This window comes from Enterococcus sp. RTP21361st1_A6_RTP21361_211029, from assembly GCF_040910045.1.
Classification (GTDB): domain Bacteria; phylum Bacillota; class Bacilli; order Lactobacillales; family Enterococcaceae; genus Enterococcus_D; species Enterococcus_D gallinarum.
The window spans coordinates 1-21,946 of the sequence record NZ_JBDGBK010000001.1; the positions used below are offsets into that span (position 1 = coordinate 1).

The following is a 21,946-nucleotide window of genomic DNA, read 5'->3' on the forward strand; positions in this document are numbered from 1 at the left end:
ATTCGTTTTCATAAATCTATTATAAAAGAAAAGACTGTAGACATCATCCATAAAATGGACTTTGTCTACAGTCTGAATTTTTTCAAGAGACCTTTGGCTATTCTCGAAGGTCTCTTTTGCTTGTGTAAGATAAAATAGGGGGATTTGTTTTTCCTGAAAAAGTATAAAAGCATCACATGGATAATTATCGTCAGTAAATGGCTAACCGAAAGCAGCGATAAAAAGGTCTTTATTAACAATAATTTTCCTGCATTTATAGGAGTTCCTGCCAAAACATTTCTAGTGACAATGTAAAAAAAAGTGAGTTCATTTTCCCGAATTGGGTTTCTCAAGATACAGATTAACTTTATAATTTTTAGTTAGTGGAGTTAAATTCTCATTAAAAATTGATGGCTGAAAGGAAGCACTTAAGTAGTAGGGAGGATCAATTACAGAATTAAGGTCAGAGAAGGCAGTCAGATGCCTTTTTTTATAACAGTAAAAAGTTGAGCGTTCTTCCTTTGTTGAGTCGCACTACATAGAACAGATGAAGAATGAGCGACTTATTCGACAAATGTTTAAAATTAGATTAAAAATTAATATATATATTTAATCGTTTTGTCAGTTTATATGAGTATGAAAGAAAGCAACTTATGAACGAACTTCTATTTAATGCAGGAGGAAGACATGATTATTCAGGATCTTTTTGAAAAGCGAACCCAATTAATGGTCAATTGCTTGCGTTATATTTATCAGTCAAATAGTTTTGTAACAATCGTTAATTTATCAGAAAGACTGAATGTGAATCGAAAAACAACGGATAGTATTCTTAATGAATTGCAAAAAATCAATCCGCAAGCAATCAAAATCAAAAAAGCATTAGGGTGCTCTTTTAGTGGCAATAAAAACATTTATTTTGATATACAACATGAAATTTATAATCAGTCAGTCATATATCAAGTGATCGAGAACTGTCTATTGTCAAAAAGAATTAAGATTGAAGAGTTTTGTGAATTGAATTACATAAGCCTTTCAAACCTAAGAAAAAAATTTCTTTGCATCAACCGTAGTCTGCAACGCTTTGAATTAAAGATAGGCACCAAAAATAGACGAATCGTGATTGAAGGGTCCGAAAGCCAAATTCGTTACTTTGGTCATTCCTTTTTTTGGACGATTTGTAAAGGCGGTCAGTGGCCCTACCCCGAATTGAATTATGCTCATATCAGAGAATTATTCGTTCAGCGAATCTTACCTAATTTTGATTTTCAACTGAAGCAATCGATCGTGGATAAATGGTGCTACTTGATTGCGATCAACATCCTCAGAGATAAAAAAGGCAACCGCTTGAAAATGGAGGAAATGCCTCAATGGTCGATCAATATGACTCAAGATCTATTTGAAAAAGAGTTTCAAAATATCAAAGATTCTTTCTTTCAGTATAGCTTTTTTAGAGATGAAAGCATTTATTTTCTATTTTTGATGATGCAAACTTCCACGCAGTTTTACGCTAAAAAGGCGACCTATAAGCAAATCATCGATTTTTGGGAAAGAGAAAAAGCAGAGGTGTATTTAGAAGCAGTCAGTCTCTCAGAAAAATTGACATTGCCGTTAAATGGCGGAAATGAGAAAAATGTCTTCGGCATTTTATTGGCGGTGCATTCTTTTTATGACGCTTTTGAAGGATTCCTGGAAGTAGGTTCCGATTCAGATATCATCCGCTATTACAGACACTACTACCCAGTGCTTGTGAATAAAATACGTACCATTTGTTTTGGCAGCACAACAGGGCAACTTACAGAAAAACAGGAGTTTCTGCTCTTACGATATGTTCTTGCCTACACGGCTCTGATCACACCTACTTTATTTGAGAAAAAGATCATTGTTTCTGTAGAAACAGATTTTCCTTTCTCATTTGAACAGTTCTTCATTATGCAGCTGAAAAAGATCTTCTCCGCTCTTTATAATATTGATTTTATTGCTGCGGAATCACTAGTTGAAGAGCCAGACATCATTATCTCAAACACCTACCAGAATCGTTCGGCAATCTACATGAGTGGAGCGATCGACAGTTTAGAGATTGAACGTCTGACAAAGAAAATCGAATCCATCAGAGGAGAACACATCTTGCAGGAGAATGTGATTGTTTTTTCGCAACAAGTAGTCAGTGCCGTTTTCGAAAATCATGAAAGCGCTAAGGATATTTCTGTGTAATAAAGATGTAGAAAATTATCGTTCCAAAAAAGCAACTAGCAGTTGGCAAGTAAAGAATAGAAGCAATCAAATAAATTTTGACCAGAAGCAATCAAAGAAAAATTCCTAAGGTTTTGCCTGCGGTGTGTATATATTTCTATGTATGCACCGCTGATCAATGGGGACATATACACAGTAAATGAAATTTCGATTAGAACAACTAATGAAAAATTACACAAAATATAAGCGTGATTTTATTATTTTCTATTTTTATTATGTTTATATAAATATGTTGGGTTTGTTTTTTAGATGATAACGCTGATTTTAAAGCAATTGAAATTGTTAATAGTCAAAATATTTTTTTATTCTTGTTTGTTAATAAAGTAACAATCAATAGTGCTAGAGCGCTGCTTTTTCAGTGGAAGAATCAAAGAACAATCAAACAAAAGAAAGAAAGTTGGGGGAAAAAAGTGAAAACAAGTGGATTAAAGAAATTGGTCATTGGCGCTGCAAGTTTATTATTGCTCAGTGCTTGTGGTAGTAACGGGGCGACAAAAGATAGTGAAACAGCAAAAAGTTCAGCATCATCAAGCGAAACAGAAGTGGCTTCAGGTGCATCTGAACAAGAATATACCGATCCTTCTGAACTAAAAGATCAATATGACATTGTCATTGTTGGTGCTGGTGGTGCCGGAATGGCAGCTGCTTTATCTGCCAAAGAAGCTGGGATGAATCCAGTCATCTTGGAAAAAATGCCGATCGCAGGCGGAAACACATTGAAATCTTCTGGTGGGATGAATGCTTCTGAAACAAAATTCCAAAAAGAACAAGGAATCGAAGACAGCAACCAACAGTTCTTTGATGACACACTAAAAGGTGGTAAAGGTACGAATGACCAAGAACTTTTACACTACTTAGTCGATAACTCAGCTTCAGCCATTGACTGGTTAGACGGCATGGGAATCACATTAGACAACATCAGCTACAGTGGTGGTGCAAGTGTCAAACGTATCCACCGTCCACATGACGGCTCTGCTGTCGGAACCTACTTGGTAGATGGACTATTGAGAAATATCCATGAAAAGGAAATTCCTTTGTTTGTGAATGCTGATGTGAAGAAAATCAACGAAAAAGACGGAAAAGTCACTGGCGTTTCTGTAAAAATCGGTGATGAAGAAAAAACGATCAATGGGAATGCAGTTGTCGTTACCACTGGTGGCTTTGGCTCAAACAAAGAAATGATTGAAAAATATCGTCCGGATTTAAAAGGCTATGTCAGCACAACATCTGAAGGCAGTACAGGTGACGGCATCAAGATGATTGAATCTCTTGGCGGTGCAACAGTCGATATGGATCAAATTCAAGTTCACCCAACAGTTGTTCAAGATACAGGGATGTTAGTCAGTGAAACAGTCCGTGGAGAAGGTGCGATTTTAGTCAACCAACAAGGTGAACGTTTCTACAACGAATTAGAAACCCGCGACAATGTTTCTGCGGCGATTACCGCTCTTCCAGAAAGCTATGCTTACTTGATCTTTGACGATGCATTAGCAGGTCGAGCAAAACAAGTTGATTTCTACAAAGAACAAGGTGTAGTCGTTGAAGCAGATACGATCGAAGCCTTAGCGAAGAAAATCGACATGGACGCTGATACATTGGCAAAAACACTAGATACATGGAATCAATCTGTTAAAGATAAAAAAGACGAAGCATTTGGTCGAGAAACAGCAATGGATTATGACTTAACAACTGGTCCTTACTATGCAATCAAAATCGCACCAGGAATCCACCACACAATGGGTGGTGTAAAAATCAATACCAATACACAAGTCTTGAAAAAAGACGGTTCTGTTATTGATGGTTTATACGCTGCTGGAGAAGTAACTGGTGGTATTCACGGACAAAACCGTATCGGCGGAAATGCAGTTGCTGATATCATGGTCTTTGGTCGTCAAGCAGGGGTCCAAGCTTCAGAATACGCTAAAAAATAAATAAACATTACTATTCATAATAGATAGTACGCAAAAAACGTCCAGCTCTTATTACAGCTGGACGTTTTTTTGATACTCTTGTTGCTAAAATTTAGCTGGATTGATGAGAAACAGTGAAAAAGCCTTTTGGATTCGGTTCGTAATAAGTGCTGCGCCAGACAATCAGTGTTTCCTCTATAGATGAAAACAAAGCGAGCAGGAATGTCACGACCCAAATATATCCTGATACGTCACCAAAAGTAAATGCCACGAAACACAGGAGAAACAAGGCAAGACCTGTTATCTTGTTGCTCAATGTGTGCAGCATCCCCCACTGAGCAAACTTAACTTTAGTCAAAATCAAATTAAGAAATCGAATGCTAGCGACTAAGACAATGCCATAAATGATCCAATCTGGATAGATCTTAGTTTTAATGTAAAGAAATAGGACAATGGACCAAAAAACAAAATCACCTAAACTATCTAGTTTTGAGCCCAAGGTCGTTTGCAATCGATAGTTTCGTGCAATAAATCCGTCTAAAACATCCGTCAATCCGCAAATGAGGTAGCAGACTGAAAACAAAGGCTGCTGATTGATCAATAGAAGACCAGCTAACGCGATCCGTGCAATGGACAAGAGATTGGGCAGGTAGTTGATGGTGATCCCTTCTTTCTTTTTTTGGCCCAAGAATAATCAAAAAACGACAAGCTAGCCCACTCATACCTTACGACAGGTTTTCACTGATTGGTTTACATTACCTGTTTTTTTCTGCCCCCGATAGCTTGAGAAACACTTGCTTATGATTGCGTATCAGCTTGTTAACCTACCACTGGAAACAAGCCAATGATGATTCCCATAATGACTAACTCGATTGCACCATTCAATAAATGCAGACCAATCAGTTTTTTGCTTTGTCCAGCATAGGCTGCATTTACGAAAGTTGCCACAGCAAATACGCCCAGCCATAGCAAAAAGGCCACTTGCAAGCTCGTCATCATCCAACCGTCATGGTCAAACTTATTGAACCAATAGGTGACTTGTCCTAGTGTAAATGCCAATAATAGTCCGCCAACAGCTGTCCCGCCAAAAGTAAAAACGACATCGCCGGCAGACATATGATGACTTTCTTTATTTAGCATGCCAGATTCTTTTGCCCAAAAGCGCCCCCAAGCATGGATTGGATTATAAAGTAAGCTCCCGCTGATCATAAAAGCAAGTGTTGCCAAAAGAATAGCAATAAGATTGAAATGTGTAAGCATATAGGTACTCCTTTTTTTAATTATTGTAATCTTTTTTGCCTTTGTTGCCTAGCTGGATAAGCAGTATTAAGCAAATATCAATAAGTTGTAGAAGTTTTCTTACGGCAACCTTTCAATTTTGTTATTTTGGATTGGGACCTAAGGCCGATTTCCCCTGTTTTTATTTTGCTAAGATAGAAAGAGAGACGAAAGGAGAATATGATGAAAAAAATCGTACGAGCAATCTTATCCATTGGTTTGTTTTTCTTACTTCTGTGCGGGGGAATCATGTTGTACACTAACCGAGCATCGGGAGAGGTGGCAGGAATTTTAGATCAATTGAATCCACTTGTTCCAAAAAGCGAAATGTATGTAAAAACGCAAGCGCCTGAATCGGTCAACGGCTATGGCACTGCTCATTACAAACAAGTAGCTGCCACGGCAGATGGCCAGACTCGAATGATAGAATTTGAAGGCTTACAAGTGTTGAAGACAGAGCGCTTTTTGAAATTGACGAATAAAGGGGCACATGTTGAGACGTATGAAGAAATTGCCAAAGAAGACGTGCCGTCAGCAGCACTGAAAGAGATCGATGGATAGCACGAGAATGACGAATAACAGAAATAAGTTTAGCAGCAAGGCAAAAAATTTTTTGCGAAAGTCTGCTGGAAAATGAGGATGAGTTAAGATACCAGCCCAACATTTATCTGTGAAAAGGATACTTGTTGGGCCGTTTTATTCGTAAAACAGCGTGTCAAAGACCGAGTTATGCACATATTAACAGTTTTATCCACAATATATAGGGGGAACTTGTTTTCGCCTACGACATCTTGAGGTCGTATTGTCTTTGTGGATTGAGAAAGGGTTTATCCTCTTAACGAAAACATTCCTTTTATTTATAATAGTCCGCTTTGCACATGCTTATGCAGCCATTGTGAGAGTTGCTCGAACAAAAATCGGGAAACGAGATAAGTCAGCAGCACTGCAAGAAAGTAGCCAAGTAAATCAACTTGCAAGTGAGCGATCTTTTCAAAGGAAAAGAGTGCCCAATGACTTTCAAGAGGTTCATTGATACTCCTATACCAGATGAATCTTAGCGGGAAGCCAAAAGCATATTCGTACAAGGGACCAAATTGTTGGCTAGATACTGGACCGAAAAAAACACTAAAAAGCGGCAGACTAAAACTGAATAATAGGATTTTATTTTGCCTTTTCATTCTGACACCTCCCCACAGATAGTACTTTTCCATTATTACAGTAATTGTTATAGAAAAGAAGCAACCTTTTGTTTACAATGAAAGGGAAATGAAGGATGTAAACCTATAGTTTCTCCTTATATTTCAAGAAAAGCGATAAAGTGAAAACAAATAAGAGAGGAGTGTTTTTATGAAGAAATTAGTTATTTTAGTAGCCTGTTTTTTAGGTTTTTTGGGGGTGTCTGTCACAGCTGCAGCGGATGAAAAGAATACAGATGAGCTTGTTTATGAAATGACCGCTGGCGTCGGTTCTCAAGAGATATCTTATATTGATGAAGCGGGTGATGAAGTCGTACTATCTGTTGAATATATTCAACCCTTTGCACGAATTGCTCAAGGAACTTATAAAGTGTCTAAGACAGTCAAAGGAAGTTGGACTGCTTCTTATAATGTAAAGATCAACTCAAAAGAACAGATCACAGCGGCGACAAATTTGAGCATCAAAGCATTGAAAGGAAGTATTCTTTCGAGTTCATTAACCCATACGACTACTAAGGCTACTTGCAGCTTTAAACAAAAAGCTGGAACGATTACAACAAATGCAAGCGTGACCGCAACCATTTCTAATGGTAAACTAGTTGTAAAGTAATAGGTGTAGGAGATGAAATTAGTGGCCTTAGGAGAATGGGCGTGGCTATCCAGATATTGATAATTTAGTTTTACTAAGCAAACTTTATCAAGTATCGATTGATGAATTGCTGCAGGAAAATGAACAATTGAAAGAACAAATTCAAAAGAATAATGTGGAAATTGAAGATAAAAAGAAGAAGTTGAGTTTTATCACCCAACAAATGTCTTCTGATAAAGATGAAGGATTGATTTTGCTGCTTTTAGCCGGCGTATCCTCATTCATCTTTCCTTTAGGCATCCTCCTAAGCGGTTTTGCCATTTGGCGCAACAAGAAGACAAATTCTTTTTATCGACTTGTTTATATTGTCTGTGCAATCGCTTTGCTGTTAAATCTTTATGATGGGTATGTCCATGTTGCAAATGTCATGAACTGGGGGACAACGACTATCGAACAAGTGGACTAGTTGCCTGCAATTATAGCAATAGCTAAGGCCCTAGTGAAAAAATTGAGTTCTGCTTTGTATAAGAAGATTCAAGCGAAAAAAGATATCCCGCCTAAGAGTAGCTAGCCAATACTCGCGATAAAATCGTGAAGACGGGCTAACTATTTCTCATTGTTGGGATATCTTTTATTTGAGTGAGTATTCGTTCACTTATTTAATCTTAGTAAAAATAAAAAACATCTGATTGATCGTTGAATCATCGCTCTTTTGTTACAAGATTCGACTGGAGTACAACGGGACATCGTCACCGATGGGATATCCGTTTGTCGAAGATCTTATGGCATAGACTCTATTTCTTTTTGCTTTGAAAAAGCAAATAAAAGATGATAGCAATCGTTGAAAGAGCTAGTCCTAAAAGATTGTACATCAAATCAGACATGGGTTCATAATGATGATGATCAAAAACATTTAGTAAAAAAAACAAAAATGGTATCAAAAGAAAGAGTAGTACAACGACATTCTTTCGCCATGTAATAAATATCGATCCGATAATAAGAAACAATAAAACAGGAATCCAAAAAATCAATCCACCAATTACCTCTATATCCCTTCACCTCCATCTAATTCAGTAGAATACTTCTTTCATCTGAAAAAATTCCAAGAAAACAAAGAAATCTCTATGAAGAGGCAGTGAGGAAAAAATAACGTTTTTAAAGTAAGTCTTTTTTGCTCATGCTGATTGCTAAGTGATTACTCGTCGAAAATAGTTGTTTGATGGATGGTATCTTCCTGATGGCATCTTCCTAAAGAGGAAAAGTATCTTAAAATCGAATGATTGTTTTAGCCATCGATTCGGTAGCGAGCCTGGATCGTCTCTGCCTTGGTGATGATATAAAACCCATTGTCTTGGGACCACTCTACATAAATAAGATTTTTGAAAGAAGAATAGCCTTGTTTCTGTAATTCTTCTCGTAGCCAAGTTTCGCTCAAATGATGGGATTGCAGTACAGGATATTGAATATTTCCTTGGTCAACCAGCATGATTGCCAATGTTTGCTCATCCTCTGAATGTGTTAAAACACTGATTTGCCCCGCGTTTTCCAGTACAACATACTTGGCATTTGCAAGGGAGAAACATTGTTGTTGCCGTAACATGGTTCGCAACTGCTCCATTTCGATATGATTGCGGGTAATCTCTTGTATATTGAGCTGACCATTGTGAATCAAGACTACCGGTTCGCCTTTCAACCAGCGATTGATTGTCTCATTTTTTTTAACAAATTCTTCAATAAAGTAAATCAACAGTGCCCACAAAGCGATAGCGAAAAGGACATGGAAGACCGAAACGTTGTCATCGTAGATCGACTCTTCTAAAATTCCGCCTAAAACGAGAGTATAAATCAAGTCGAAAGGTGTGATTTCCGACAGTGTCTTTTTCCCTAACAGTCTTGCCACCAACAATAAGCCAAATAACCCAAAGAATAATTTTAGAATAATCGTAAAAACCATCTGCTCACCTCCTGTATGTTAGCACTACTATATCATTTTCTCATTTTAATCTCATTGTTCTGCACTTCTTTCATATTTTGTTTCCATTCATCATGGCTCAAATTTATTCATTTTTATCAACAGAAATTCAATTATTTGGTTTTTTTCATCTGATATCTATAATAAAAGCAAGGTGCAATCGCTTTCTATTGCACCTTTGCTGGGATTTTAGGAAAAGCAAATAGGAGGAGAGAAAAATGAAAAAAAGGTTGATTTTTCTATATAGTATATTGAGCTTTGCGTTGCTTGTTGGTTGTTCCAGTAATAATGAGAGTAGTGAATCAGGAGATTTTGCTAGTTCAGATGAGCAGACATTGACTGTCTGGGCTTGGGATACGAATTTCAATATTCCAATTATGGAAAAAGCAGGGGAGTACTACCGTAAGGATGGGCATGATGAGATTAAAGTGAATGTCATCGAAATGTCGAATGAGGACACAAAGCAAAAAATGGTTTCTGGATTCACGTCGGGGGTATCAGAAGGATTGCCTGATATCGTTTTGATGGATGATTATGATGTACAAAGTTATCTTACGAATTATGAAGGGAAATTTGCGGAGTTATCTGATACCATCGACTTTGCTGATTTTTCCGAATACAAAGTAGAGAATGCTACCTATAAGGAGGGAATCTATGCAGTCCCATTTGATTCTGGTTCTGCCGGATTATATTATCGCACCGATTATTTAAGTGAGGCAGGCTACAGTGAAGAAGATATGAAAGATTTGACTTGGTCCCAATTTGTCACTATCGGTGAAGATGTGAAAGAAAAGACCGGTAAATGGTTTGTCGCATTCATTCCCAACCGTGGGACCCATTATCTGCAGATGGCGATGCAGTCTGCCGGACTGTGGTATTTCGATGAAGAGGGCAAAATTTTCTTGAAAGACAATCCAGCGATCCGCGAAATGATGCCGATCCTAAAAGAGATTGACCAGAAAGAGTTAGCAAAACCGGTAGATTATTTTGCTCCTGAGGGAATCGGAGCAGTTACGAGTGGTGAAGTCGCGGCGGTTAATTCTGCCATTTGGTTTTCAGCAACGATTCGTTCCGCGGAGGATCAAAAAGGCAAGTGGGCTTATACACATCTGCCACAATTAGAGACAGTTGATGGGGCGACCCCCTATTCAAACCTAGGCGGATCAAGCTGGTTAGTTTTGAACGATTCGCCAAATAAAGAACTGGCAATGGATTTCTTGAAGACAGAATTTGCAGGCAATGATGAATTTTATCAAGAGATATTGGTCGAGAATGGGGCAGTGGGAACGTATTTACCATCTCAAAAAGGGGATGCGTATCAATACAAAGACCCATTTTTCAATGATGCGCCCATCTATAAAGATTTTTCGAGTTGGATGGCTGAAATCCCTGGTGTCGACTATGGCAACAATACGCAAGCAGCGGTTGATGCTCTTCGAGGAGTTATGCAGAGTTATTTTGATGATGCATTGAGTTTGGACGAAATGCTAGAAGAAGCCGAAAATAATTATACAATGCAAGTCGGCGAGTAGCCGATTTGCATTAGCAGGGAGTGAATAAGATGGATCCTTCGAGAAAAAGGCGAGAAGTATGGAAATTTATTAGTTTTGCAATGATCTTAAGCAGTATTTTCATGATCTATCCAATTCTTTATTCAATTTATTTATCTCTTCATACGATGCAAGGATTGCAATCCGTTTTTGTTGGTTTAGGCAATTACGTTCGGATGTTTCAAGATACCATTTTCCACAAAGCATTATTCAACAATTTTGTTTTCTTGATTTTTCAAGTGCCAATCATGGTGTTTTTAGGACTTTTACTAGCTTTTGTGTTGAATACACCAAAACTAGTTGGACGAACTTTTTTTAAGCTTGCCTTATTTCTGCCAAGTGTCACCTCTCTGGTTTCTTATGCGGTTTTGTTTAAGATGATGTTCCAGATCGGTGGGATCATTAATCGGGGCTTGCTGGCAATTGGAATTATCCAACAACCGTTAGACTGGTTAAATAGCCCTTTTTGGGCGAAAGTGACGGTGATCATTGCCTTATGCTGGCGCTGGACAGGGTATAACATGATTTTTTATTTAGCAGGATTACAAAATATTTCAGATGATACGTTGGAGGCTGCGGATATAGATGGCGCAAACAGCTTTCAGAAGTTCTTTAGGATCATTATTCCTCAATTGAAGCCAGTGATTGTTTTTACCACAATCACATCGACGATCGGAACGATTCAGCTCTTTGATGAAGTGGTGAATTTAACAGGCGGTGGCCCTTCAAATGCGACATTGACTGCAGCACAACTGATCTACAATCATTCATTTGTCTATACCTCAAATTTTGGTTATTCAGCAACATTGTCGTGGGCGTTGGTAGTGCTCATTGCGGTCTTATCCTATGCGCAGTTCAAATTAGCAAAAGACGACCGACAATAAGCAGAAAGGAGCAGCGATGAAGCGAAATGTGAATACACTGATAAAATATCTTTTTTTGATCGTAGCGGCATTCGTCTCTATCTTTCCTTTCTATTGGATGATCGCGGGAGCGACGAATACATCGAATCAGATTGCTGCTGGAAAACTCACACTAGGAAATCAGCTGATCACGAACCTTCAGCAACTATTTTCTAACTATAATGTTTCCTTGATCATGTGGAATTCGATCAAGATTTCTGTAATTACTGTTCTATTTAGTTTACTGATCACATCATTGGCGGCATTTGGTTTTGAGAAATTTCGAACCCGCAGCAGTGAAATGATTTACTCGCTTTTTTTACTGTGCATGATGATTCCACTGGCTGCATTAGTCATCCCATTGTTTAAGATGATGTCAGGCCTGCATCTTGTAAATCAGCATATCGCCGTTATTTTGCCGCTAGTCAATAATCTCTTCCTGATTTTTTTCTTTCGTCAAAATTTCAAGTCCTTTCCCGATGGCATTTTAGATGCCAGCAGGATCGAAGGAGCAAGTGAGTATACGATTTTCTTTCGGATCGTTTTTCCAATGATGCGCTCAACTTATGCAGCAGCGGCTATCTATGCTTTTATGAACTCATGGAATAGCTATTTGCTCCCGCTGATCTTTTTGCAGACAGAAGATCGTCAAACGATGACGTTGCTGATATCGAACTTATCATCGGCTTCTTATGTTGCGAACTATGGCGTGCAGATGACAGCAATTGTCATTGCAACGATCCCTACATTAGTCCTTTTTCTCTTTATGCAACGAGGGTTTGTCAAAGGAATGACGGGATCTTTAAAGCTTTAACGACACAAAAAATACCTGATTATTTAGCCGAACCGAGAGTCTACTCGGATCGGTTGAATAGTCAGGCATGTTTTTCAAGCTACAAAGCAGCCTAAAGTAAATGTCGCAGGCAGATAAGGGTCATCGTTTGTCTTTAGCGGCGGATTTTTTGTCTTTTTTTGGTACAGAAGCAAGGGCTTTTTTGAAAATTTCCTCTTTTTCTTGCTTATAACTATGCTGACGCTCGGCATAAACTTTTTCTTTCGATTTCGTTTTCATTTTAAGTCACCTCTTCCTTTTTTTTACTATAGCATAATTTCACAAAGAATTAAAACGGTTTCTCTTTTGTTTTTAAAGCTTTAACGCTTTTTAAAATAGTATTTGTGAAGAAAAAAGGACTAGATTGCAAATAAATGTCGAGTAGATGGCAGGATTATTGAAGAAAATTGGCCTACCTTGTTTATTTGATAGGAGCTACTCTAGTTTCCAAAAAAACAGTCGGGTTCATTCGTTTTGATAGCGTTCTATATTTTTTTCATTTAAAATAGAATTGTATTTGTATCGTTTGTATAGGTAAAACGTGGGTTTAGAAAGAAAATTTTTCGGTGCCAAGGAATAAACCTACATTAAATAAATGTTACAGACAGAAAAAAGATGTTAAAAATCAATCGATTTTGATAGAATGAAAAGGAGGGGGTGTTTCATTGGAATCTCGAAAAGCAATCCGTAAGCGTTTAGTGAAACAAAAACGATCACTTTTTATTCAAAAAAGTATAGGGGTTACAACGGTGTTAGCTTCTACATCAGGTGTATTCACAACTTTGGTCAACGCACCAGAGGCCAACGCTACAGGAGTAAATGAAACAGAAGTAGCAAAGTCAACTAAATCAACTGCAACGACAACTCTTGCTCGATCGTCAGAAACAACGATCAATCGACAATTTAAAACGACCGCTTCACTGAATGTGCGTTCAGACGCTTCAACCAGTGCGAGAATTATCAACGGTGTGGGGAACAATACCACGATCAAAGCTGTTGCTCAAAAATCAGGAACTTCCGTCAATGGGAACACAACGTGGTACAAGTTGTCATCTGGGGGCTGGATCTCTGGCGCTTATGTAACAACCGCCAGCAACAGCAACTCTTCCAACAACAGTACTAGCGGAGAAACAGCTGTCAATAAGACCGTCAAAACAACAGCAGCACTGAATGTACGGTCTAGTGCATCAACCAGTGCGAGTGTCGTTCGGGGATTGAGCAGCAATGCCACGGTCATTGTGGTTGCTCAAAAATCAGGAACTTCCGTGAATGGTACAACAACATGGTACAAATTGTCTAATGGTGGCTGGATTACCGCAGCTTATGTTCAGGCTGTGTCTAGCGGTTCAACGACAAGCAATCCTGGAAACACATCAACTACAGAACAAGCAATCAGCAAAAATGTCAAGACCACCGCTTCATTGAATGTACGTTCCAGTGCATCAACAAGTGGTAGTGTTGTGGGAAGTCTGAGCAATAGCACGACCGTTAAAGTTGTCGCTCAAAAATCAGGTTCATCCGTCAACGGCAATAAGACATGGTACAAATTATCTACAGGTGGTTGGATCACGGCAGCTTATGTCAAAGATGCGAGCAATACGAGCAGTCCATCAACCGGTGGATCAAGCAGCAATAATTCTAATTCATCAAATAATTCTGCCGAACAAGCAATCAGTAAAAATCTACAGACTACGACTGGGATGAATGTTCGTTCGAACGCTTCAACTACTGCCAGTATTGTCAGCAGTTTGAGCAGCAACGCTGTAGTGAAAGCAGTGGCGCAGAAAAAAGGGACTTCTGTCAATGGTAATACGACGTGGTATAAGTTATCTAGCGGTGGCTGGATCACGGCAGCTTACGTAAAAGAAGTCAGTGGAAATACCACAACAAATCCTGGCAATTCTGGCAACAATACTATCGGTACGAATATTAACGGTGCTGCTATTGTAGCTGAAGCCCGTAAATATATCGGGACACCCTACCAATGGGGAGGGAAAGGGCCAGATGTCTTTGACTGTTCCGGTTTCACTCGTTATGTCTTTTTACAAGTAACAGGGAAAAATATTGGCGATTGGACCGTTCCGCAAGAAAGTGCCGGTACGATCATCCCTGTATCTCAAGCCCAAGCAGGAGATCTTCTATTCTGGGGTGAAAAAGGCAATACGTATCATGTTGCAATTGCAACTGGTAACGGCAGCTTCATTCATGCACCAAGCACTGGGTACACGGTTACCGAAGCAAGTTCAGGTTTTTCAACAGCCAGCTTTGCGCTTCGTGTAAAATAAGAAGAACAATGACGACAAAACTACCTGCAACATGTTTGTTGGAGGTAGTTTTTTTAAGATCGTTTGCATCTTTTTGCATTGTTTAGCAATTTTTTGCATTGTATTTTTTAGTGGAAAGGAATGACAGAGAGATGTTTGTGGAACAGCGCCTAGCTAAAATCCAAGAAGTGCTAGCAGTTGAGCAAAGTGCTTCGATTGAACGATTGTCCAAGTTGTTATCCGTATCAAAAGATACGATTCGTCGTGATCTGATTCAATTAGAAAAACGGCAAGTACTTAAACGAACCCACGGAGGGGCGGTTTCGACGAACCCTGCAGCCGTGATTTATGATTATCAAACTCGCGCCGGGCAATTTTATGACATAAAAGCAAAAATTGCTAAAGCAGCTATTCATTGGATCAAACAGCCAGCTGCGATTATTTTTGATGCATCGACAACTGTAGAAGCGGTGATCAATGAACTGTCAGATTATCCTCTTCAAGCGATTACTAATTCATTGACTCATGCCCAACGATTGGCAGCGCTAAAACAGAGTACGATTACGGTTTTGCCTGGAAGATTAGACAAAGAACAATTATTTTTATATGGTGCGGATACTGTTGCCAAACTTGCCCAATTTCAGGCAGATTACACACTGTTAGGAGTATTTGCCCTTTCTACAGAAGGCGTATTTATCCATACGGAAGAAGAAGGCATGGTCAAGCGTCAGATGGTGAAACAAGGAGAGTATGTCATTGCAGTAGCTGACCATACAAAGTTAGCAACGACTGGTTTTTTTAAAGTCTGTGATCTGCCGGAGATCGATCTTTTAATCACCGATCAACAACCAGACATCGAGTTACAAGCAGCACTTGCCGCAGCGAATGTGACCATTTATGTAACAGAGTAAATCAGAAGGAGTCTTAATCATGAAAAAAGCGATTGAATTAGCCATTTTACCAGAACCACCTATTTTTGAAGAGGTCGCTCCAGTTTTTTTAAGTGATGCGACCATGAGTCAGCGCAAACTAAGTGTCTTAGAGCGAATGGCTGCTGAAGAGTTTGACACGTTGGTGATCTATGCAGACAAAGAACATGGCAGCAACTTTGAATATCTGTCAGGATTCCTGCCAAGATTCGAGGAAGGACTATTGGTTCTAGATAAAACTGGCGCCGCAACACTCATTTTGGGAAATGAAAATTTAAAGCTGCAGGCTCATTCCCGCATAGCGGCAGAGCTAGTCCATTACCCGCAGTTTTCGCTGCCGAATCAGCCTATGACAGGAGAAAAATCACTATCCTCTGTTTTTTCTTCTTTAAGGTTTAAAGAGAAGAAAAAAATTGGCATCATTGGGTGGAAGATGTTCACGACGCATCACGAAGATCCAGCCACACTCTTTGATGTTCCTTATTTTATCGTAGATGCAGTCAAACGGGCAGTCACAAGGACATGTCATGTGGTAAATGCTGCTTATTTGCTGATTGGTGAAAAAGGAAGCCGTAGTCACAACAATGCCAATGAGATCGCTCATTATGAATATGGGGCTAACCTTTCTTCTCGTTGTATTTTGAGTGCGATGAATGCGATTGAAGTTGGCAAAAAAGAAGCCGAAATTGGGGCATATTTGTTGGCAGAGGGACAAATGCCTTCTGTGGTGCCAATCGCTGCTAGCGGTAAACGATTTGAATTTGCCAATCTTTATCCAACGCACAAACGAATTGCTTTGGGTGATCCTTTCTCAATGACGATTGGTTATAAAGGAGGACTCTCCAGTCGCACGGGATTTGTCGTCTCAGAAGCAAGTCAATTGCCGGCTGAACAACAAGATTACCTTGAACGTGTCGTGAAACCGTATTACCAGGCGATCACCACTTGGTTGGAAGCAATTCGAATCAACCAAACGGGTGGCGAGATGTATCGATTGATTGAAGAAGTTCTGCCAAAAAAGAGTTATCACTGGCACTTGAATCCTGGACATCTGGTTTCGGATGATGAGTGGATGTCTTCACCAATCTACGCGGACTCTCTTACACCTTTAGAAAGCGGCATGATGTTCCAAGTAGATATCATTCCATCTGTTCCTGAGTATACTGGTGTCAGTGCGGAAGAATGTATTGCATTAGCTGATCAAGAACTGCGACAAGAATTAAAAGCCGATTATCCAGAACTGTGGGAACGTATCACGAAACGCAAAGAATATCTCGAAAACTACTTGAACATCCAACTATCTCCCGATGTTCTACTTTTATCAAACACAGTCGCTTATTTGCGTCCATTTTATTTAGCGAAGAATCAAGCATTACGAATCAAAAAATCACGCTAATTGGATTCATCCTTAGGCGAATTTGAGGATGAAGATAGTCGAATGAAAGTCATAGCTAAAGTTAGGAGGCACAAATGAATACGAGAGAAATCAAATTAATCGTAAGCGACATTGATGGAACGATTTTAGATGATACCCATCAGATTGACCCAAACTTACAACAGGTGCTGCAACGATTAAAAGAAAGTAAAATTCCTTTTGTCTTAGCGTCTGCACGATCACCAAAAGGGATGCAGCACTTAGCTGAAGCGTTAGGAATCAGCGAGTATCCTTTGGCTTGTTACAATGGCGCGTTAGTTCTGGCAAACGGAAATCTTTCTGCTCCGCCTATCTCAAGTCATGAAGTTGCCATCAAAGAAGTTGTGCGAATCATCAGCGAGACAAGAACACACTTCTCACAAGTTTCTATCAATCTTTATTCAGATACAGTTTGGTATGTGGATCGTCTTGATGAATGGGTAAAAAAAGAAGCCGCAATCACGCAGGAGGTAGCGCAGGAGGCAGATTTATTGGCCTTAGTACAGTCCTTGCAAATACCCGTTCATAAATTACTTTTGATCGGTACGTCTGCTGAGATCCAAAAAGTAAAAGGTTACTGGGAAAAGCAATCTTTGAAGACGAGCGCTCTTTACCTTTCAAAAGATAATTACCTAGAAGTCACGCATCGAGAAGTTTCAAAAGAAAAAGCATTGATGGAACTGGCTTCTTATTACAACGTGCCTCTAGCGCAAACGTTGGCAATAGGAGATAACTTCAATGATTTACCTATGATACTAAAAGCTGGAGTAGGGGTCGCAATGGCCAATGCACCACGAAGAGTCAGGGAACAGGCGGATGCCGTTACACTTTCAAATAAAGACAGTGGAGTTGCAGCTGCTCTTCAGAAATTTGTCTTATCGATCACTTCCTGAAGGCCAGCAGATGGTAATATCGGGAATCGCTTAAAGAAAACAAATCGTGTTACAAAATACACAAACGTATCTTTTGACACGATTTTGGCCTCTATTTTACACTCAAAGTTATAACGTTTGTTATAATCTATCGTTTATAAGGAGGACAAATGAATAAGAAGCTCGTAAAAACATTATCTAGTTTTGCGGAGACGTTGGGGTTGTCGGTAGATCCAAAAATGGGTGTGATTTACGGTACGTATCGTTCGTATAAAGTTATATTGACACAATTGAATAATAATAGTTATTCTTTCGCAGCAACTTTTTCGATCAGCAAAAACCAAGAACTACCTAGCTCAGAGCAAGTGAGACAAGTAGTGACTGATTCCAAAGACATATTGGACTGCTCTGTACAAGGTTACCAAGTCACTTATACATTCCGAGGGGCAATGACTGTTGCCAAAACCAAAGAAAAATTGGTTGCTGGTCTAGATACAGTCACTGATTTTCTTAAAGAAAATCACTATCAAACAGTCTGTCAGTTTTGCGGAACATCGGAAGCGCCGATAGATACCTACAGCATAGGTGGGCTGCCAGTGATCGCTTGCAGTGCTTGTTTCAAAAAGCAAAATGAAGCGATGCTTGCTAGCCTGCATGAGCAGAATCAGAAGAAAGAAAACTGGCTGGCTGGGATAGTTGGTGCATTTATAGGTTCACTGATTGGGGTCGGTGTCATTATTTTACTTGGCCAATTAGGTTATGTAGCGGCATTATCAGGTATTGCAATGGCTGTCTGTGCTTTAAAAGGGTATGAACTTCTTGGCGGAAAGCTGAGCAACAAAGGCATCATCGGTAGTGTTTTGATTATGGTCATCATGGTTTATCTAGGCAATCGGATTGATTGGTCTATCAGTGTAGCCAATTATTATACCGATGTTGATTATTTCTATGCATTTCGGATATTGCCTGACTTGCTAAGAGAAGGTTATTTGGAAGCTAGTCAATACTATGGGAACCTAGCTCTTGTCTATCTGTTTACTGCAATTGGTGCGATCCCTACGATTCTTAGTGTGATAAGAGATCGTAAGAATAGTAGAGAAAGCTACAAAATGGAAGCTTGATAATTGTTTGACTGTGATACGTAAGGAGCTGATAGGATGCTCTTGCGTATCACAGTTTTTTCTTGTTTGAAAGAGAACATAAAGGTTGTAGATTAATTATTTATGAAAAAAAGAATTTTTTTTTAATCTTTTTTGAAAAAAACGAGCGAAAAACTCTTGCAATTATCATAATTATTGATTAAAATCAAATTAAACTTCAGAAAATTCTGAAAATTATGAACTTAAGGGGAAGAGGAAAATGAAAAAGTGGGCCTTTGGATTGGTAGCAGTGTGTGGTGTCTTATTAGCCGGATGTACGACAGGAGGCACGAGTAACACAGGAGAAAGTACTTCCTCGAATGGAACAGCAGCAGCGGAACAGATCTTCAATGTTGTCGTCCAGCAAGAAATGCCTAGTGCAGATCTTTCTCTTGCAACTGATACGATCAGCTTCAGTGCATTGAATAATGTCTATGAAGGATTGTATCGTTTGGATGCTGACAGTAAGCCGCAACCTGCTGGAGCTGCTGAACTCGCAGAAGTGAGTGAAGATGGATTGATCTACCGATTGAAATTGCGAGAAGATGCTAAGTGGTCGAATGGTGATCCTGTAACAGCTGCGGATTATGTTTACGGCTGGCAACGGACAGTAAAAGCCGAAACAGGTTCAGAATACGCTTATTTGTTTGCCCCAGTCAAGAATGCTGAATCGATCACTGCAGGAAAAACAGATCCTAGCGAGTTAGGGATCAAAGCAGTCAGTGAGTACGAATTAGAGATTACTTTAGAAAAAGCAACCCCCTATTTTGATTATTTACTCGCTTTCCCATCTTTCTTCCCGCAAAATCAAGGAATTGTGGAAGAAAAAGGCGATCAATATGCAACGACCAGTGATAATTCTGTGTACAATGGCCCATTTGTTTTGACAGGATTTGATGGACCGGGTACAGATACGGAATGGTCCTACGAAAAGAATGATCAGTATTGGGACCAAGAAAATGTTAAATTACAAACCATCAATGTCAGTGTTGTCAAAGAATCTGCGACATCGTTGAATCTATTCCAAGATGGTCAAGCAGACGATGTGATCTTAACAGGAGAATTGGCGCAGCAAATGGCAAATGATGAAGCTTTTGTTTCAGAGCCTTTGGCCCGGACCTCTTATATCGAATTGAATCAGCGAGAAGAAAATTCTCCATTCCGTAATGAAGATTTGCGAAAAGCAATTTCTTATGCAATCGATCGTGATGCACTTGTATCCTCCATTCTGGGGGACGGATCTCTAGCTTCGACAGGATTGATTCCAGAAGGTATGACTTTCAGCCCGACGGATAACAAAGATTTTGTTGAAGATGCTGGCAGTGTGATCGAATACAATGAAGACAAAGCGAAAGAACACTGGGAAAAAGCCAAAGCAGCTTTAGGAATCGATTCATTAGATTTTGAAATCTTGGCTTCTGATACCGACTCGACTAAAAAAGCGATCGAGTATGTCCAAAGTGCAATCGAAAGTACATTGGATGGTGTGAAAGTCAGCTTGAGTCCGGTACCTTTTTCTGTTCGGCTAGATCGTTCCAACAACGGAGACTTTGATGTTGTAATGGGCGGATGGGGGGCCGACTATGCAGATGCCAGCAGCTTTACAGATCTGTTTGTTACTGGAAATTCCTATAACCGTGGTCGTTGGAGTAATCCAGATTATGATGCAGCAGTGAATGCCGCTGCTTCAACCCATGCGGGAGATCCTGAAGCTCGTTGGCAAGATCTACTAGAAGCAGAAAAAATCATTATGGCAGAACAAGGTGTCATTCCTGTTTACCAAAACGTGGAAGCCCATTTGCGGGCGCCAAAAGTCAAAGGAGTCGTTTCTCATGGTGCAGGTGCGCAATATGATTACAAATGGGCTTCTATTGAAGAGTGAGTAGCATTGAATTAAGCAGTTAATCGGCAAGAAGTAAAAAATCCTCTTATCGTCAAACATTTTTGGCAAGTGTGCGTCAGAGTGAAAAACGATGGGAGGAATTTTTTAGATTATCAGAAAATCTTTGTAGCTACTTACACAAAGTTAGTGGGAACAACGATAAAACAGAGAATAAAAAAACACAGAAAAAACCTTGGAGATGAATAAAATCAAATCCAAGGTTCCTTTTTCGAAAGTGTTTTTCACAAAGAAAACAGTAAAAAATTATTCGCTGACTTTCACGTCACCTGTAACAGATGCGCCTTCTTTATCAAGTGTTGCTGAATCTTGAATTTCTTTAGAAGCGAACGTGATGTTTCCTTCAACTTTAGTGCCGTTCAATACGAAGCCTTTTGCATTTACTTCGATGTCGCCTTTCACTACACCGTTAACGATGTTGAAGTTTTCTGAGTTAACAACTAATTTAGGAACAGTTACAGTGTATTCAGCAGTTACTGTACGGTTTTCATCTTGAGAGTACAATGCAAATTTACGGTAGATATCATTTGCAGCGTTCCCTTTGTCATGGAATTCGCCGTCAACTGTCAAATCTTTGTCGAAAGTCATGTTGTCTGTAACAGCAACGATCCAGTTACCGTCTGCGCTCAATGCTTTTTCAATGACTGAAGTTTGGTCACTTACTGAAGCTGTTGAAACAACATCATCTGTTGATGCAGTTGTTGCAGTTGAAGCAGCAGTTGATGAACTTGCAGTTGTATTGTTATCAGAACTACATGCAGCTAGAAGAGTTCCTCCCATTAGCAATGAAGCAGCGATTAAAGTGATTTTTGTTTTTTTCATGTTACCTTCTCCTTTGTATGCCCATAGTTTTCTTAAAAACAAAATGATTATACCATAGAGGGGTTTAGTTTGTGAAACAAAAAACATAAATGAGGAGAAATTTAATAAATATCAAGCAATTCTTACTGAAAATATCATAATCCAGTTT

20 protein-coding genes are annotated in these 21,946 nt (G+C 39.3%); 14 read left to right on the forward strand and 6 right to left on the reverse strand.

Annotated features, from left to right (window positions below; translation table 11 throughout):
- The first annotated feature begins 666 nt into the window (after positions 1-666).
- Together AB5Z52_RS00005 and AB5Z52_RS00010 are read left to right on the forward strand one after the other, a co-directional pair.
- Complete coding sequence (locus tag AB5Z52_RS00005) at positions 667-2,190, forward strand: helix-turn-helix domain-containing protein (protein ID WP_238696153.1); 1,524 nt, start codon at positions 667-669, stop codon at positions 2,188-2,190.
- Positions 2,191-2,639: 449 nt separating this feature from the next.
- Positions 2,640-4,160, forward strand: a complete 1,521-nt coding sequence (locus tag AB5Z52_RS00010; protein WP_005470590.1) for a flavocytochrome c — start codon at positions 2,640-2,642, stop codon at positions 4,158-4,160.
- Positions 4,161-4,251: 91 nt separating this feature from the next.
- Here AB5Z52_RS00010 and AB5Z52_RS00015 read toward each other — a convergent pair whose 3' ends face one another.
- Both AB5Z52_RS00015 and AB5Z52_RS00020 read right to left on the reverse strand, forming a co-directional pair.
- Positions 4,252-4,827, reverse strand: a complete 576-nt coding sequence (locus AB5Z52_RS00015; RefSeq protein ID WP_050762646.1) for a CDP-alcohol phosphatidyltransferase family protein — start codon at positions 4,825-4,827, stop codon at positions 4,252-4,254.
- A 131-nt stretch (positions 4,828-4,958) separates the two neighbouring features.
- The gene (locus AB5Z52_RS00020; protein ID WP_003125662.1) at positions 4,959-5,399 is read right to left on the reverse strand and encodes a DUF1761 domain-containing protein; all 441 of its coding nucleotides are present in this window, start codon (positions 5,397-5,399) and stop codon (positions 4,959-4,961) included.
- Positions 5,400-5,600: 201 nt separating this feature from the next.
- Between AB5Z52_RS00020 and AB5Z52_RS00025 the strand changes: the two genes are divergently transcribed.
- Positions 5,601-5,978, forward strand: coding sequence for a YxeA family protein (locus tag AB5Z52_RS00025; protein WP_003125663.1), 378 nt, complete (start codon positions 5,601-5,603; stop codon positions 5,976-5,978).
- Between the two features lie 296 nt (positions 5,979-6,274).
- Here the strand turns inward: AB5Z52_RS00025 and AB5Z52_RS00030 are convergent, their stop codons facing one another.
- Positions 6,275-6,595 carry a hypothetical protein gene (locus AB5Z52_RS00030; protein ID WP_003125664.1) on the reverse strand — a complete coding sequence of 107 codons (321 nt, stop codon included), beginning with the start codon at positions 6,593-6,595 and terminating at the stop codon, positions 6,275-6,277.
- Between the two features lie 169 nt (positions 6,596-6,764).
- On the opposite strand from AB5Z52_RS00030, the gene AB5Z52_RS00035 reads away from it, so the two are divergent.
- Together AB5Z52_RS00035 and AB5Z52_RS00040 are read left to right on the forward strand one after the other, a co-directional pair.
- Entirely contained in the window at positions 6,765-7,223 is a 459-nt protein-coding gene (locus tag AB5Z52_RS00035) for a DUF5626 family protein (RefSeq protein ID WP_003125665.1), read from the forward strand.
- Between the two features lie 127 nt (positions 7,224-7,350).
- Positions 7,351-7,668 (forward strand): hypothetical protein, encoded by a 318-nt coding sequence (locus AB5Z52_RS00040; RefSeq protein ID WP_261981888.1) that lies wholly within the window; start codon positions 7,351-7,353, stop codon positions 7,666-7,668.
- 819 nt (positions 7,669-8,487) lie between these two features.
- Here AB5Z52_RS00040 and AB5Z52_RS00045 read toward each other — a convergent pair.
- Positions 8,488-9,156 (reverse strand): DUF421 domain-containing protein, encoded by a 669-nt coding sequence (locus AB5Z52_RS00045; RefSeq protein ID WP_287035654.1) that lies wholly within the window; start codon positions 9,154-9,156, stop codon positions 8,488-8,490.
- Positions 9,157-9,392: 236 nt separating this feature from the next.
- On the opposite strand from AB5Z52_RS00045, the gene AB5Z52_RS00050 reads away from it, so the two are divergent.
- Genes AB5Z52_RS00050 through AB5Z52_RS00060 form a run of 3 tightly spaced genes read left to right on the forward strand, consistent with a single transcriptional unit; the run spans position 9,393 to position 12,440 of the window.
- A complete protein-coding gene (locus AB5Z52_RS00050; protein ID WP_368243326.1) occupies positions 9,393-10,706 on the forward strand; it encodes an ABC transporter substrate-binding protein in 1,314 nt (437 codons plus the stop codon).
- Between the two features lie 29 nt (positions 10,707-10,735).
- Positions 10,736-11,608, forward strand: a complete 873-nt coding sequence (locus AB5Z52_RS00055; protein WP_005470603.1) for a carbohydrate ABC transporter permease — start codon at positions 10,736-10,738, stop codon at positions 11,606-11,608.
- 16 nt (positions 11,609-11,624) lie between these two features.
- Positions 11,625-12,440: a carbohydrate ABC transporter permease gene (locus AB5Z52_RS00060; RefSeq protein WP_003125672.1), complete on the forward strand. Its 816-nt coding sequence runs from the start codon at positions 11,625-11,627 to the stop codon at positions 12,438-12,440.
- Between the two features lie 120 nt (positions 12,441-12,560).
- Here the strand turns inward: AB5Z52_RS00060 and AB5Z52_RS00065 are convergent, their stop codons facing one another.
- Positions 12,561-12,698, reverse strand: a complete 138-nt coding sequence (locus AB5Z52_RS00065; RefSeq protein ID WP_021150289.1) for a hypothetical protein — start codon at positions 12,696-12,698, stop codon at positions 12,561-12,563.
- Between the two features lie 425 nt (positions 12,699-13,123).
- On the opposite strand from AB5Z52_RS00065, the gene AB5Z52_RS00070 reads away from it, so the two are divergent.
- The 6 genes from AB5Z52_RS00070 (at position 13,124) to AB5Z52_RS00095 (ending at position 20,958) form a co-directional block, all read left to right on the forward strand.
- A complete protein-coding gene (locus AB5Z52_RS00070; protein ID WP_003125674.1) occupies positions 13,124-14,743 on the forward strand; it encodes an SH3 domain-containing protein in 1,620 nt (539 codons plus the stop codon).
- 131 nt (positions 14,744-14,874) lie between these two features.
- A complete protein-coding gene (locus AB5Z52_RS00075) occupies positions 14,875-15,633 on the forward strand; it encodes a DeoR/GlpR family DNA-binding transcription regulator (protein WP_003125675.1) in 759 nt (252 codons plus the stop codon).
- A 19-nt stretch (positions 15,634-15,652) separates the two neighbouring features.
- On the forward strand, positions 15,653-17,047 hold the full coding sequence (locus tag AB5Z52_RS00080; protein WP_003125676.1) for a Xaa-Pro peptidase family protein: 1,395 nt from the start codon (positions 15,653-15,655) through the stop codon (positions 17,045-17,047).
- 74 nt (positions 17,048-17,121) lie between these two features.
- Positions 17,122-17,958 carry a Cof-type HAD-IIB family hydrolase gene (locus AB5Z52_RS00085; protein ID WP_003125677.1) on the forward strand — a complete coding sequence of 279 codons (837 nt, stop codon included), beginning with the start codon at positions 17,122-17,124 and terminating at the stop codon, positions 17,956-17,958.
- Between the two features lie 149 nt (positions 17,959-18,107).
- On the forward strand, positions 18,108-19,058 hold the full coding sequence (locus AB5Z52_RS00090; RefSeq protein ID WP_003125678.1) for a hypothetical protein: 951 nt from the start codon (positions 18,108-18,110) through the stop codon (positions 19,056-19,058).
- A gap of 238 nt (positions 19,059-19,296) precedes the next feature.
- Positions 19,297-20,958, forward strand: a complete 1,662-nt coding sequence (locus AB5Z52_RS00095) for a peptide ABC transporter substrate-binding protein (protein ID WP_003125679.1) — start codon at positions 19,297-19,299, stop codon at positions 20,956-20,958.
- 264 nt (positions 20,959-21,222) lie between these two features.
- On the opposite strand, the gene AB5Z52_RS00100 is transcribed toward AB5Z52_RS00095, so the two are convergent.
- Positions 21,223-21,798: a polymer-forming cytoskeletal protein gene (locus AB5Z52_RS00100; protein WP_288551421.1), complete on the reverse strand. Its 576-nt coding sequence runs from the start codon at positions 21,796-21,798 to the stop codon at positions 21,223-21,225.
- Positions 21,799-21,946: the final 148 nt, after the last annotated feature.

Excerpts from the sequence above, each read along its gene's own strand:
- AB5Z52_RS00090 (WP_003125678.1), top strand. The coding sequence starts at position 18,108 with ATGAATAAGAAGCTCGTAAAAACATTATCTAGTTTTGCGGAGACGTTG.
- AB5Z52_RS00005 (WP_238696153.1), top strand. The coding sequence starts at position 667 with ATGATTATTCAGGATCTTTTTGAAAAGCGAACCCAATTAATGGTCAAT.
- AB5Z52_RS00080 (WP_003125676.1), top strand. The coding sequence starts at position 15,653 with ATGAAAAAAGCGATTGAATTAGCCATTTTACCAGAACCACCTATTTTT.
- AB5Z52_RS00045 (WP_287035654.1), bottom strand. The coding sequence starts at position 9,156 with ATGGTTTTTACGATTATTCTAAAATTATTCTTTGGGTTATTTGGCTTA.
- AB5Z52_RS00035 (WP_003125665.1), top strand. The coding sequence starts at position 6,765 with ATGAAGAAATTAGTTATTTTAGTAGCCTGTTTTTTAGGTTTTTTGGGG.
- AB5Z52_RS00025 (WP_003125663.1), top strand. The coding sequence starts at position 5,601 with ATGAAAAAAATCGTACGAGCAATCTTATCCATTGGTTTGTTTTTCTTA.
- AB5Z52_RS00100 (WP_288551421.1), bottom strand. The coding sequence starts at position 21,798 with ATGAAAAAAACAAAAATCACTTTAATCGCTGCTTCATTGCTAATGGGA.
- AB5Z52_RS00060 (WP_003125672.1), top strand. The coding sequence starts at position 11,625 with ATGAAGCGAAATGTGAATACACTGATAAAATATCTTTTTTTGATCGTA.
- AB5Z52_RS00075 (WP_003125675.1), top strand. The coding sequence starts at position 14,875 with ATGTTTGTGGAACAGCGCCTAGCTAAAATCCAAGAAGTGCTAGCAGTT.
- AB5Z52_RS00050 (WP_368243326.1), top strand. The coding sequence starts at position 9,393 with ATGAAAAAAAGGTTGATTTTTCTATATAGTATATTGAGCTTTGCGTTG.
- AB5Z52_RS00095 (WP_003125679.1), top strand. The coding sequence starts at position 19,297 with ATGAAAAAGTGGGCCTTTGGATTGGTAGCAGTGTGTGGTGTCTTATTA.
- AB5Z52_RS00055 (WP_005470603.1), top strand. The coding sequence starts at position 10,736 with ATGGATCCTTCGAGAAAAAGGCGAGAAGTATGGAAATTTATTAGTTTT.
- AB5Z52_RS00065 (WP_021150289.1), bottom strand. The coding sequence starts at position 12,698 with ATGAAAACGAAATCGAAAGAAAAAGTTTATGCCGAGCGTCAGCATAGT.
- AB5Z52_RS00030 (WP_003125664.1), bottom strand. The coding sequence starts at position 6,595 with ATGAAAAGGCAAAATAAAATCCTATTATTCAGTTTTAGTCTGCCGCTT.
- AB5Z52_RS00020 (WP_003125662.1), bottom strand. The coding sequence starts at position 5,399 with ATGCTTACACATTTCAATCTTATTGCTATTCTTTTGGCAACACTTGCT.
- AB5Z52_RS00085 (WP_003125677.1), top strand. The coding sequence starts at position 17,122 with ATGAATACGAGAGAAATCAAATTAATCGTAAGCGACATTGATGGAACG.